Raw genomic sequence first — 12,267 nt, 5'->3', positions numbered from 1 at the left:
CCGGCCGGCGGTGACCGCGGGTGGCCCCGGCACGACGGGCTCGCGGACCGTCGGCGGCGTGCATAGGGTGGGCGCACCGGAGTTTTCCGGTGCTCGGGGGAAGACCCGGAGGAGGGATCCCCGTGACCACTGCCCGAGACATCATGCACCCCGGCGCCCAGTGCGTCGGCGCCGACCAGAGCCTCGCCGACGCCGCCCGGATGATGCGCGACATGGGCGTCGGCGCCCTGCCGATCTGCGGCGCCGACCAGAAGCTCAAGGGCATCATCACCGACCGCGACATCGTCGTGCGATGTATCGCGGAGGGACACGACCCGGCCACCGCCAAGGCCATGGACCTGGCCGGCCACCTGCACTGCGTCCGGGCCGAGGACGGCATCGACACCGTGCTGCGGAAGATGGAGCAGCACCAGATCCGCCGCATCCCGGTGATCGACGGCGACCGGCTGGTCGGCATGATCAGCGAGGCCGACCTGGCGACGGGGCACCGCGAGGGCCAGCGTCTGACGGACCAGCAGATCGTCGACTTCATGGACAGCGTCTACATGAAGCGGTGACGGCGGCCCGTTCCGCGCCCGCCGGGAGCGGGACGGGCGGACGCGGTGCCGAGAAGCGCTCGGCACCGCGTCCGCCCGGGTCGGCGGCTGGTCAGCGGCCGGTCGGCGGCGTCAGCAGGTGAGCACCGGCGCCGCCCAGTCGGCGTGGTCGCTGTTGGTGCCGTCGCCGCCGTCGGTCACCACGAGCCGCAGCTCGTTGGCCCCGGCCAGCGCCGCGGTGAGGTGCTTCACCCCGGAGGCGGCGGTCATCCGCCCGCTGTCGGCGACCTTGGTGTCGTCGGCGAAGACCTGGAAGGAGACCGAGCCCCGGCCCTGCGCCTCGGCGTCCACGCCCACGTCGGTGCTCAGCGCGGAGCAGGAGCCGCCGAGGTAGTAGACGATCTCGCTGAACGCGTTGACGCCCAGGCCCTTCTGGTAGGTGGCGGTCCCGATGGTGATCGTCCCGCCGTCCCGGGCCTGGTTGCCGCCGTTGCTCATGTCCCGCTCGACCGGGCCCCAGCTGTTGCCCGCGGCGGACCAGGCGAGGTCGGAGAGCTGGTAGGTGCCGGCGGCCGGGCCGCTGCCGCAGGCGATCCGGACGTTCGCCCAGTCGGCGTGGTCCCAACTGGTGCCGTCACCGCCGTCGGTGACCACCAGTCGCAGTTCCTGGGCCCCGGTCAGGTCGGCGGTGAGCCGCTTCGCCGCGTCCCGGCCGGTGACCGGACCGCTGTCGGCGGCCTTCACGCCGTCCTTGAACACCTGGAACACCACCGAGCCGTTGCCGTAGGCGTCGTCGTCGATCCCCACGTCGGTGACCAGGTTGCGGCAGGTGCCGCCCAGGTGGAAGCCGATCTCGCTGGGGGCGTGCACGCCCAGGCCGTAGGGGTACGGGACGCCGCGCACGGTGATGGTCCGCCCGTCGCCGGCCTGGTGGTCGCCGTTGCTGCGGTCGCGCTCCACCGGGCCCCAGTAGTTGGCGGCGGAGGTGAACGGCAGGTCGCTCAGCCGGGTCACCCCGGTGGGCGGGGCGACCGGCGAGCTCGGGGTGACCCGGAACATCGCCGTGCCGTGGCCGGGCACCACCGCGCCGATCGCGCCGGTGCTGGTGGTGCTCTGCTTGGACCACAGGTCCTTGACCGTGTACGAGGCGGCGCCGCCGATGCCGACGGCCTGCGCGGTGGTGCTGATGGTGGCGTCGTAGGAGCCCTCGTTGGTGAGGGTCACCGAACGGCTGCCGTCCGCCAGCGGCTTGCTCATCACCACCAGCCCGTTCTCCCGGGAGACCACCGAGCCCTGCCGGCCGAGCGGGTCCTGGTCGACCGCGATGACGTCCCGGTTGGTGAGGATCTCCAGGGTCTCCGGCTCGGCGCTGCGCAGGTCGGTGCCGATCATCAGCGGGGCGGCCATCTGCGCCCAGAGGCTGAAGTGGGTGCGGTACTCGGTGCCGGTCATGCCGCCGTTGCCGACCTCCAGCATGTCCGGGTCGTTGTAGGCGCCGGGCTTGGCGTAGTTGGCCAGGCCCTGGTTGGCCTGCGCGATGGAGATCATGCTCTGCCAGTTGTCGCTGATGTCACCGGTGGTGCGCCAGGAGTTGCCCACCGGCTGCGCCCAGTTCCACGGCCCGGTGCTGCCCCACTCGCAGATGCTGTAGAGGATCGGCCGGCCGGTGCGCTTCAGCGCCTCGCCCATGGTCCGGTACCGGGTCTGCGCGTCGAGGCCCTGGTTGTGGCAGTTGTCGTACTTGAGGTAGTCGACGCCCCAGGAGGCCCAGAGGTCGGCGTCCTGCTGCTCGTGGCCGAGGCCGCCGGGGAAGCCCTTGACGTCGCAGGTGTGGTCGCCGGCGCTGGAGTAGATGCCGAACTTCAGCCCCTTGCCGTGGACGTAGTCGGCGAGCGCCTTGATGCCGTGCGGGAAGCGGACCGGGTCGGGCACCAGGTTGCCGGCCGCGTCGCGCTGGGGCAGCGCCCAGCAGTCGTCGAGGTTGACGTACTGGTAGCCGGCGGCCTTGAGGCCCTTCTCGACGAAGATGTCGGCGATGCCCTTGATCATCGCCTCGTTGAACTGGTCCCCGCAGTAGGTGGAGTTCCAGTTGTTGAAACCCATCTGCGGGGTGAGGTTGAGGCCGTTGTCGAGGGCCGCGGCCGGTGGCGCCGTCGCGAGCTGGAGCCCGACGGTGAGGGCGCCGCCGCCGGTCATCAGGGTGAGCGCGGTCAGTGCGGCCGCGAAGCGGCGGCGTGGTCGGACATCGGGGGTGCGCAACAATCCTCCAGGTGAGGGAACAGGAACGGGCGGACGGGCCAGGGGAGTTGGCCTGAGATCGATGGACGCGGGCCGGAGCGGCCGGTCAGTTGAGCAGGGTCCAGGACTGGCCCGGGGCCGCCGGGTTCGGCGGGTCGAGGACGACCGCGGAGGTCGGCGCACTCTGCGGGGCCTCCAGGGCGAGCCCGGTGGCGACGTTGGTGATGGTCAGTGCCCCGGTGGTGGTGTTCTGCAGCACCCGCCACTTCTGGTGGGGGCTGTTCGGATCCCAGCGGTTGAGCACCCAGGCCGCCGTGCCGGCCCCGTTGCCGCCGGTGAGGGTGCCGTGCACCTGGGTGGACGTGGAGCAGTTGTCGGTGATGTGCACGGTGCCGTCGGGGTTCGGGGTGAACTTCCACTGCTCCGAGGTGTGCCAGTCCCACCAGGTGTTGATGTCGGTGGTCGAGCCGTCCGGCGCGGAGCACGTGCCCCGGACCTCCAGGGCCTGGCCGCCGGTGCCGCCCGCGCTGATGCCGTGGTAGCGGCCGTCGCCGACGACCGCGGCCGGGACGGTGACGGGCAGCGGCTTGAGGCGGTACAGCGCGACGCCGTGCGCCGGCACCCAGGAGCCGACGGCGTTGGTGAAGGTGCCGGTGGCACCGGTCCAGAGGTCCTTGACCGTGTAGCCGGGGCCGCCCAGGCCGAGCTCGGCGAGCGTCTTGCTGATGTACTGCCAGCCGGCCGGGTCCTGGTTGACCAGCAGCACGGCGGTGTCGCCGTCGGCCAGTTGGCGCTTGAGCACGACCGGCGCGGTGGGGCCGTTGGGCGGGGCGCCGACCAGGGTGGCGGGCTTGGCCAGGCGGTCCTGGTCCAGCGCGATGACGTCGGTGTTCTTGTAGACCGCCAGCGCCGTGTCGCTGATGCCGGTGGTCCAGCTGATGCCGTGGTCGCTGTGGCGGGAGTCTGCCGCGGTGCGCAGATCGGCGCCGGCGATGAGCGGGGCGGCCAGCATCGCGAGGATGGACATCTCGCTGCGCGCCTCGTCGTCGGTCATCGGCTTGTGGCACAGACAGGTGTCGGTGGTGCCGTAGACGCCGTAGGGGGACAGCCAGCCACCGAACATCATGTCCAGGTCGTTCCAGCTGCCCGGCCGGACGTTGCCGGGGTAGTCCAGCGCGGTCCGCATCTGGCCGTTGTAGAGCACGCCCTCCAGGTCGGGGCCGCGGTCGCCGCCGATCCGGCACAGGTTGGCGACCTGCCCGCACCACTTCCCGGTCGGCGCGTAGCCGGGCGCCTCGCGCTCGGGGGTGCCGGCGGCGATGATCACCGGGTCGGTGCGGGCCGGGTCGTCGGCGGCCAGCAGGTACGGCACGCCGGTGTGCACCGGCTGGGCGGAGATGCTCAGGGTGACCCGGGGCCGGTTCGCGGCGGCGGTGGCCGCGTCCAGCGCCCGGCGGAAGTCCTGGGCACGGGCGTAGAGCGAGCGGGTGAGCTCCCGGCCGATGCCCTGGGTGTAGTAGTTGTGGCCGTCCGGTCCGACGATCTGCGGCCCGTAGGGGCAGTCGTCGTACTTCACGTAGTCGACGCCCCAGGCCACGAAGTCGGCGGCGTCGGTGCTCTCGTGGCCCAGGCTGCCGGGGCGGCCCTGGCAGGTGGTGTACGTGGTGGTGGCGTAGAGGCCGAACTTCATGCCCTTGCCGTGCGCGTACCAGGAGAGGTACTCGATGCCGTTGAGGGTGCGGCCGTCGACGGTGTGCGAGGGGAAGCGCGTGGGGTCGGGCACCAGGTGTCCGCTGGTGACGTCGCGACCGGTGCCGTCGGTGCCGCTGACCGGGTTGCCGCCGGCGTCGTAGAGCTGCATCGCCCCTTCGGCGGTCTTGGCGAAGTCGGCGCTCTGGCCGTCGCGGTGGCCCAGCGACCACCCGTCGTCGACGGTGACGGTGTCGTAGCCCGCCGCGACCAGCCCGCGGGCGGCCATGAAGTCGATGGTCTGGAGGACCTGCTCCTGGGTGACGGCGGTGCCGAAGATGTTCCAGGAGTTCCAGCCCATGGGCGGGGTGAGGGCCTGGCCGTTCTCGACGGTCACGGCCGTGGGGGCGGCCGCGGTGTCGGCGGCCGGGGCGGGGGTGGTCGCCGGGCCGAGGGCGAGCGTGCCGAGACCGGAGGCGGCGAGGGTCAGCGCCAGCAGGGCTCGGGACGCGAATCGGGGCGCGGATCTGCGCATGGGCGCTCCAGGGTGCGCGGGTGGGGGGCGCATGAGGTTCGCTGGTGAAGGGGAGTAGCGCTGATGCTTTCTGTCTCTTTTTCAAACAGAAAGCAACGCAGCATAGCCATGGCTGGAGCCGACACTCAAGAGTGCCGTTCTGTTGCAAGGGTCTTGACGGCTCATCAGGCACGGGTGTGATATTTCACCCCGCGTTGAAATCTGTTTGGTTCTGCTTGATGAGGAGCGGTCCCCGCCATGACCAGAAGCACCCGCCGCCGCGCCGCGGCCGGCTCCCTCCTGCTGGCCCTCGGCCTGACCGCCGCGTGTTCCGACGGACAGGAGACGACCACCGGCAACGCGTCGGTGGCGCCCGTCGAGGGGAAGATCTCGATCACCTACCTGCAGAAGCAGGGGGACCAGGAGTACTTCATCGGCGAGGCCGCCGGGGCGAAGGCCAAGGCCGCCGAACTCGGCATCGACCTCAAGGTGGTGAACCTCGGCAGCGACGCCAACAAGACGGTCAGCGAGGTCCAGGCGGCCGTCGCCCGCAAGACCAACGGCGTGATCGTCGTCGTCCCCGACCCGGCCGTCGGACCGCAGGTCGTGCGCACCGTCCGGGACGCCGGGATCGCCCTGCTCACCTCCGACGACCAGGTCTGCGCCACCGGCCCAGACCCGGCGGCCTGCGCCAAGGCCGACCTGGTGCCGCGGATCGGCTTCAGCGGTGCCCAGATGGGCGCCGAGGTCGGCAAGCGCGCCGCCGAGGAGTACACCAAGGCCGGCTGGACGGCGGCCGACACCCGGGTCATCGCCGCCTGGAAACAGGACGTCACCGTCTGCGGGGACCGCGTCAAGGCGGCGAAGGAGGCCTTCGACGCGGCCGTCCCCGGCGTGCGGACCATCGAGGTCGCCACCGACAACACCCCCACCGGCGCCCAGGACAAGGTCGCCGCGACCGTCACCGCCAACGCGGGCGTCAAGCACTGGGTGGTGTGGGGCTGCAACGACGAGAACGTGCACGGCGGCGTCACCGCGCTGCAGAACGCCGGCGTCGGCGCGAACGACGTGATCGGCATCGGCCTCGGCGCCTACCTCGCCTGCAAGGACTGGGGCTCGGGCAAGCCGACCGGCATGCGCGCCGCGCTGTTCATCAACGGCAAGGAGGTCGGCGCGCTCGCCGTCCAGACCATGTACGACAAGCTCAAGAACGGTAAGGAACTTCCGGCGGAGCTGCTCGCGCGCACCACCATGGTCGACGCCGCCACCTGGCAGAGCGCGGGAGTCACCTGTGGCTGACCGGGCCACCGGGCGGCCGGCCGCCGTGGAGCCGGCCGGGGCACCGCCCCCGCCCGGCGGCACCGGCGTGGTGGCCGTCACCAAGGCCTTCGGCGCCGTCCGGGCCCTGAGCGGCGTCACCCTCGACTTCCCCCGCGGCGCGGTCACCGCGCTGATGGGCGAGAACGGCGCCGGCAAGTCCACCCTGCTGAAGATCCTCACCGGCGACCACCGGCCCACCGAGGGCCACGTCCTGCTCGACGGCCGCCCCGTCGAACTGCGCTCCCCGGCGCAGGCCCGCGCCCTCGGCATCCGCATCGTCCCGCAGGAACCCGAGATCGTCCCGCACGTCTCGGTCGCCGAGAACGTCTACGCCGGCGCCCTGCCCACCGGCCGGGGCCGCCGGCTGGACCGCGCCGCGCTGCGCCGCCGGATCACCGCGGACCTGGAGCGGCTCGGCTTCGCGGGCGTCCTCGACCCCGACCTCCCCGGCTCCCGGCTCACCGCCGCCCAGCGCCAACTGGTCGAGATCATGCGCGCGCTGACCGGCGAGGCCAAGCTGATCGCCTTCGACGAGCCCACCTCCTCGCTGTCCGAGCACGAGGCCGACACCCTCTTCGCGCTCATCGGCCGGCTGCGCGCCCAGGGCATCGCGGTGGTCTACGTCTCGCACCGGATGCGGGAGATCTTCCGGCTCGCCGACCGGATCGCCGTCCTGCGCGACGGCGAGCTGGCCGGCGTCCAGGACGCCCGCGGCACCACCGAGGGCGACCTCGTGCGGCAGATGGTCGGCCGCGACCTGTCCGCCGTGTTCGTCCGCGGCGACGTGGCCACCGACCGCGTGGTGCTGCGAGCCCGCGGCCTCACCACCGACCACGTCCGCGACGTCGACCTGACCGTCCGCGCCGGGGAGGTCGTCGGCCTGGCCGGACTGATCGGCGCCGGGCGCTCGGAGCTCGCCCTGGCGCTCGCCGGGGACCTTCCGGTGCGCTCCGGCACCGTGACCCTGGACGGGCAGCCGCTGCCCGTCGGCAGCCCCGGCCGGGTGATCCGCGCCGGCCTGGGCCTCGCCCCCGAGGAGCGCAAGGCCCAGGCCCTCTTCCTGCACCGCTCGATCCGCGACAACACCTCGGTCGCCGTCCTGGAACGGCTGCGCCGCTGGCGCTTCGTGCGGCGCGGCGCCGAACGCGACCTGGCCCGCGCGTACACCGACCGGCTGCGGGTGCGCGCCCCCTCGATCGAGCACGAGGTCCGCAAGCTCTCCGGCGGCAACCAGCAGAAGGTGGTGCTCGCCCGCTGGCTGGCCCGCCGGCCCAAGCTGCTGATCCTCGACGAACCGACCCGCGGCATCGACGTCGGCGCCAAGGCCGAGATCCACCGGATCGTCGCCGACCTGGCCGAGGAGGGCGTCGCGCTGCTGGTGATCTCCTCCGAGCTGCCCGAACTCCTGGGCCTGGCCGACCGGATCGTCGTGCTGCAGAACGGACGGGTCACCGGCGAACTCGACCGCGCCGAGGCCACCGAGGAGGCCGTCCTGCAGCTCGCCATGGCCGACGACATCACCGCGGCCGGCGCGCCCGCCGGCCCGACCTCCCCGGGAGCACCCACATGACCAGCGCCACCACCCCGCCCGCCGTCGGCCGGCCCGGTCCCGGCGGCCCGGGGTCCGGCTCCGGCCGCGCCCGCAGGGGCGGCCGCCCGCTCGCCCTGCTCGCCGGCATCGGCGGCCAGAACCTCAGCCTGCTCGGCGCCCTCGCGCTGGTCCTCACCGTCTTCGGCCTGCTGGACGACAACTACCTCGGCTGGACCAACCTCCAGGTGATCGCCGAGGCCGCGACCATCACCGGCCTGCTCGCCGTCGTCCAGACGGTCGTGATCATCTGCGGCGGCCTGGACATCTCGGTCGGCTCGCAGGCCGGCCTGGCGTCGGTGGTCAGCGCCATGGCCTTCACCTCGGCCGGCTCCAGCGCGATCGCCGGAACGGCCGCCGCGGTGGCCGTCGGCATCCTGGTCGGCATCGTCAACGGCCTGGTCATCGTGCGCGGCCGGGTCAACGCCACCATCGCCACCCTGGCCGGCCTCGCCGCCTACAAGGGCATCGCCCAGCTCGTCTCGGACGGGCGGGCGCAGGGCTACGTCCTCGGCGACCCGGTGTTCGTCTTCCTCGGCCGGGGCCGGATCGCCGGACTGCCGGTGATGGTCTGGATCCTGATCATCGTCGCGCTCGCCGTGCACGTCCTGCTCACCTACACCGACATCGGCCGCAACCTCTACGCGATCGGCGGCAACGACACCGCCGCCCGGCTGGCCGGCATCGCGATCAACAAGTACCTGGTCGCCGTCTACGCCCTGATCGGCGCGGTCGCCGCGCTCGCCGGCATCCTGCTCACCGCCCGCACCGGCTCCGGCCAGCCGGTCTCCGGCAGCGAGGGCCTGGAGCTCAAGGCGATCACCGCCGCCGCGCTCGGCGGCTGCGCCCTCAAGGGCGGCCGGGGCGGCATCGGCGGCACCCTGCTGGCCGTCGCCCTGCTCGGGGCGCTGGAGAACGGGCTCACCGTCCAGGGCATCAACGCCTTCTGGCAGAACGTCGCCCAGGGCTCCCTCCTGGTGGTGGCCGTGGTCGTCCAGCAGTCCCGCTCCGGCGACCGCGCGGTCGGCCTACCGGGGTGAGCGGGCGCCGGCCGGCCCGGCGCCCGACCACCGCTCCGGCGCGCCGAGCCGGGAGGGGGCCGAGAGCGGGACCTCGACGCTCCGGGGCCGTGCCCCGCGTCAGCCCCGCCCCGCGTCAGTCCGCGGCCGGCGCGACGACCAGCTCCCCGACGGTCTCCGACAGGACGGTGCGGGCCGGGGCGCCCAGCCCGGAGTCGGTGACGAACACGTCGATCTCGTCGAGCGCGGCGAACCCGCTGAGGGCCACCACGTCCCACTTGGTGTGGTCGGCCACCACGGCGACCCGGCGCGCGGAGGTGATGAGCGCCCGGTTGGTCTGCGCCTCGGCGAGGTTGGGCGTGGTCAGGCCGGCCTTCTCGCTGACCCCGTGGGCCCCGAGGAACAGCAGGTCGACGTGGAGCGAGCGGATCGCCTGGTCGGCCAGCGGGCCGACCAGCGCCGCCGACGGCGTGGGCGAGCCGCCGGTCAGCAGCAGCGTGGGCGCGCCCGCCCCCGGCTCGTCGCCGGTCGAGCGGATCAGGTCCGCGACCGGCAGCGAGTTGGTGACGACGGTGAGCCGCGGTACGTGCAGCAGCCGGGCGGCGACCGCGTACGCGGTGGTGCCCGCCGCGACGGCGACCACGCTGCCCGGCTCGACCAGGGTGGCGGCGGCCTCGGCCACGGCGGCCTTGGCGGCCGACTCCAGGGCCGACTTCGCCTCGAACCCCGGCTCGTCGATGGCGGTGCCCGAGGCCGCGACGGCCCCGCCGTGCACCTTCTTCACCACACCCGCGCGCTCCAGGGCGTCGAGGTCGCGGCGCACGGTCATGTCGGAGACGCCCAGTTGCTCGACCAGGTCGGCGACGCGCACGGCCCCGCTGCGGCGCACCGTCTCGGCGATCATCGCCTGCCGCTGATGGGCCAGCAGTCCGTTGTCCGCCACCGCCCCGCTCCCCTCACATGCCGCCGCGCCGCCCAGGACCGGACGGTCCGCGAGTCCGTCAAGGATACTGGCCGGCTCCGCCGGGCCGGCCGCCGCGGCAGGGCGGGCGTCCCGGATGCCGGAAGCCGATCTCTCCGCGGGCCGTGCGGGGGCAGAATCGCCCCATGGGAAAGACCTACGAGAAGATCGACGACCGCCTGCGCGCGTTCATCGAGGCCCAGCCCGTCTTCTTCGTGGCGACCGCGCCGCTCGCCGCCGACGGGCACGTCAACGTCTCGCCCAAGGGCCGTTCCGGGACGCTCGCCGTGCTCGACGAACGCACCCTGGCCTACCTCGACTTCGGCGGCTCGGGGGCGGAGACGGTGGCCCATGTGCGGGAGAACGGGCGGATCACCCTGATGTGGTGCGCGTTCGAGGGCCCGCCGAAGATCGTGCGGGTGCACGGCCGGGGCGAGGCGGTGTTCCGCGACGACCCGCGCTTCGCCGGGCTGCTGGCGCGCTTCGACCCGGCGGCGGACGGGCCCTCGCTGCGCGCGATCGTCCTGGTGACGGCCGTGCGGGTCGGCGACTCCTGCGGCTTCGCCGTCCCGCTGATGGACTACCGGGAGGACCGGGACCTGCACGCGCAGTACTTCGGCCGCCAGACGGACCAGGAGTTCAGCGGCTACTGCGAGCGCAAGCCGCACGTGGCCACCAGCCTCGACGGCCTGCCGGCGATCCCGCTGCCGCTGCCCGCCCGCCCCGGACCCGCCCGCCCCGGACCCGCCCGCCCCGGACCCGTCGGCTGAGGAGCCGCGCGGAAAACGCACGACGCCGCTGGACGCCGACCGGCCCTTCGTGGGCCCGGCCGGGTGCAGCGGCGTTGTCGTGGTGCCCCGGGGGGTGGGGGCGGAGGGGTCCTACTTGCTCAGACCGGCCTTGACGGAGCACACCGGCCAGGCGCCGGGGCCCTGCGCGGCCAGGACCTTCTCGCCGACGGCGATCTGCTGCGCCTTGGTGGCCTGGTGGGCCTGCGGGGCGTAGGCGGTGCCACCGAAGGCGGCCCAGGTGCTGGAGGTGAACTGCAGACCGCCGTAGAAGCCGTTGCCGGAGTTGATGGCCCAGTTCCCGGTCGCCTCGCACTGGGCGACCTTGTCCCACACGGAGACCGGCGCGGCGGAGGCGCCGTTCGCCGCGACGAGGCCGGCCACGGGCAGGGCGGTGAGCGCCCCGGCCATCAGAGCCATCCGGACGCGGTTGCGACGCTTGGTGGCGGTGGTGGTGGCAGCGGCGGTCTCGTTACGGAAGGTCATGGGTTTCCTTTCGGAGAGGGTCTGCGAGCGCGCGGAACCAGGCCCTCGGAAGGCCGTCGGTTTCGGGGACACGTCACTCGCGTGGTCCGGCACCGTGCACGCTCCGGGGCGGTGGCCCTCGTGAGCGGCTTGCTCGGTGCAACGACTTCGAAGTTACGGGGGCTCTGGGGGCGTTTCAAGGAATCGCAGGTTTAGCCACGTCAGAGCGGGGTTACCGGTCGTAAGGATCAAGAAAATGGGTGGATTTGAAGGCAAATGTCCCGATTTTCAAGATCAAACCTCTGGGGAAAGTGGCCCGCGCCACTTCCGGGGCCCTGTGAGGCCGCGCACACGGTCGACGGCGAGTGACGGGCGCTCGGCGCGCCGTGCACGAATCGGCCCCTCCGGCGGCCCGGCGCCGGCGCTCCGGGTGGCCCCGGCCACAGCCGTCACCCGCCGTGCCGAGGGCCGTCACCGGCCGTGTCCGTCATAGCCTCGGGCCATGACGAACGAGAGTGATGCGGAGCGGGACGAGGCGGCCTCCGAGGGCGGGGAACCGGGCGCGGCGGTCGCTCCGGCCGGGTTCGAGCTGGGCACCGACGGCCCCCGGATGATCCTGGCGGGGCTGGACGGCTCGGACTCCTCCTGGCGCGCCACCGCCTACGCGGCGGGCCTGGCCCGCCGGCAGAACGCCACCCTGGCGGTCGCCTACATCCAGCCGATACTGGGCGCGGCCACGGCACTGGCCGGCGCGGCCGTCCAGGAGACCACCCAGGAGATCGCCGAGGAACTGCTCACCGCGCTCCGCGAGGCCGAGCACCGGCTGCGCGACGTCTGGCGGGTGGACTGGCGGTTCCTGACCGTGCGCGGCGACCCGTACACGGGGCTGGCGCGGCTGGCGGACGAGCTGCGGGCCGACGGCGTGGTGGTCGGTGCCTCGGAGCAGGCCGGGCACCGGGTGATCGGCTCGGTCGCGGTCCGGCTGGTCAAGGCGGGCCGCTGGCCGGTCACGGTGGTCCCGTAGACGCCCCGAGGGGAGAGGGGGAGCCGGAGGGGAAAAGGAGAGAGGGCTGCGGCCCGGGGGAGACCCGGAACCGCAGCCCTCGGCGGTACGGAGGGAGCGCCGGCACGGGGCCCGCGCGCGGACGG

At 73.3% G+C, this 12,267-nt stretch carries 9 protein-coding genes and 2 pseudogenes; 6 read left to right on the top strand and 5 right to left on the bottom strand.

What is annotated here, in order from left to right; all coding sequences use genetic code 11:
- The first annotated feature begins 122 nt into the window (after positions 1–122).
- On the top strand, positions 123–557 hold the full coding sequence (locus ABT093_RS24540; protein WP_350567988.1) for a CBS domain-containing protein: 435 nt from the start codon (positions 123–125) through the stop codon (positions 555–557).
- A gap of 111 nt (positions 558–668) precedes the next feature.
- Here the strand turns inward: ABT093_RS24540 and ABT093_RS41020 are convergent.
- From ABT093_RS41020 to ABT093_RS24530, 3 genes and pseudogenes are all read right to left on the bottom strand, one after another.
- A pseudogene (locus ABT093_RS41020) lies at positions 669–1,088 on the bottom strand (NPCBM/NEW2 domain-containing protein); the annotation flags it as partial.
- A gap of 33 nt (positions 1,089–1,121) precedes the next feature.
- Positions 1,122–2,732, bottom strand: a pseudogene (locus ABT093_RS24535) (NPCBM/NEW2 domain-containing protein); the annotation flags it as partial.
- Positions 2,733–2,880: 148 nt separating this feature from the next.
- Complete coding sequence (locus ABT093_RS24530; protein WP_350567985.1) at positions 2,881–4,998, bottom strand: alpha-galactosidase; 2,118 nt, start codon at positions 4,996–4,998, stop codon at positions 2,881–2,883.
- Positions 4,999–5,235: 237 nt separating this feature from the next.
- Here ABT093_RS24530 and ABT093_RS24525 point away from each other — a divergent pair, with 237 nt between their 5' ends.
- The 3 genes from ABT093_RS24525 to ABT093_RS24515 are packed head-to-tail and all read left to right on the top strand — an operon-like array spanning position 5,236 to position 8,925.
- A complete protein-coding gene (locus tag ABT093_RS24525) occupies positions 5,236–6,276 on the top strand; it encodes a substrate-binding domain-containing protein (protein ID WP_350567982.1) in 1,041 nt (346 codons plus the stop codon).
- Entirely contained in the window at positions 6,269–7,867 is a 1,599-nt protein-coding gene (locus ABT093_RS24520) for a sugar ABC transporter ATP-binding protein (RefSeq protein WP_502884307.1), read from the top strand. The genes ABT093_RS24525 and ABT093_RS24520 overlap by 8 nt, the downstream gene beginning before the upstream one ends.
- Positions 7,864–8,925 (top strand): ABC transporter permease, encoded by a 1,062-nt coding sequence (locus ABT093_RS24515; protein WP_350567980.1) that lies wholly within the window; start codon positions 7,864–7,866, stop codon positions 8,923–8,925. The genes ABT093_RS24520 and ABT093_RS24515 overlap by 4 nt, the downstream gene beginning before the upstream one ends.
- Positions 8,926–9,040: 115 nt before the next feature.
- Here ABT093_RS24515 and ABT093_RS24510 read toward each other — a convergent pair whose 3' ends face one another.
- Entirely contained in the window at positions 9,041–9,847 is an 807-nt protein-coding gene (locus ABT093_RS24510; protein ID WP_350567977.1) for a DeoR/GlpR family DNA-binding transcription regulator, read from the bottom strand.
- Positions 9,848–10,011: 164 nt separating this feature from the next.
- Here ABT093_RS24510 and ABT093_RS24505 point away from each other — a divergent pair, with 164 nt between their 5' ends.
- Positions 10,012–10,635, top strand: coding sequence for a pyridoxamine 5'-phosphate oxidase family protein (locus ABT093_RS24505; RefSeq protein WP_350567974.1), 624 nt, complete (start codon positions 10,012–10,014; stop codon positions 10,633–10,635).
- Positions 10,636–10,746: 111 nt separating this feature from the next.
- On the opposite strand, the gene ABT093_RS24500 is transcribed toward ABT093_RS24505, so the two are convergent.
- Positions 10,747–11,139 carry a transglycosylase family protein gene (locus tag ABT093_RS24500; protein WP_350567971.1) on the bottom strand — a complete coding sequence of 131 codons (393 nt, stop codon included), beginning with the start codon at positions 11,137–11,139 and terminating at the stop codon, positions 10,747–10,749.
- 589 nt (positions 11,140–11,728) lie between these two features.
- Between ABT093_RS24500 and ABT093_RS24495 the strand changes: the two genes are divergently transcribed.
- Positions 11,729–12,142, top strand: a complete 414-nt coding sequence (locus ABT093_RS24495) for a universal stress protein (RefSeq protein ID WP_350568188.1) — start codon at positions 11,729–11,731, stop codon at positions 12,140–12,142.
- Positions 12,143–12,267 lie beyond the last annotated feature (125 nt).

Source organism: Kitasatospora sp. NPDC002551, from assembly GCF_040296005.1.
Lineage (GTDB): Bacteria > Actinomycetota > Actinomycetes > Streptomycetales > Streptomycetaceae > Kitasatospora.
Note: the sequence above shows the minus strand (reverse complement) of the source record. Positions and strands in the feature narration are given on the sequence as shown.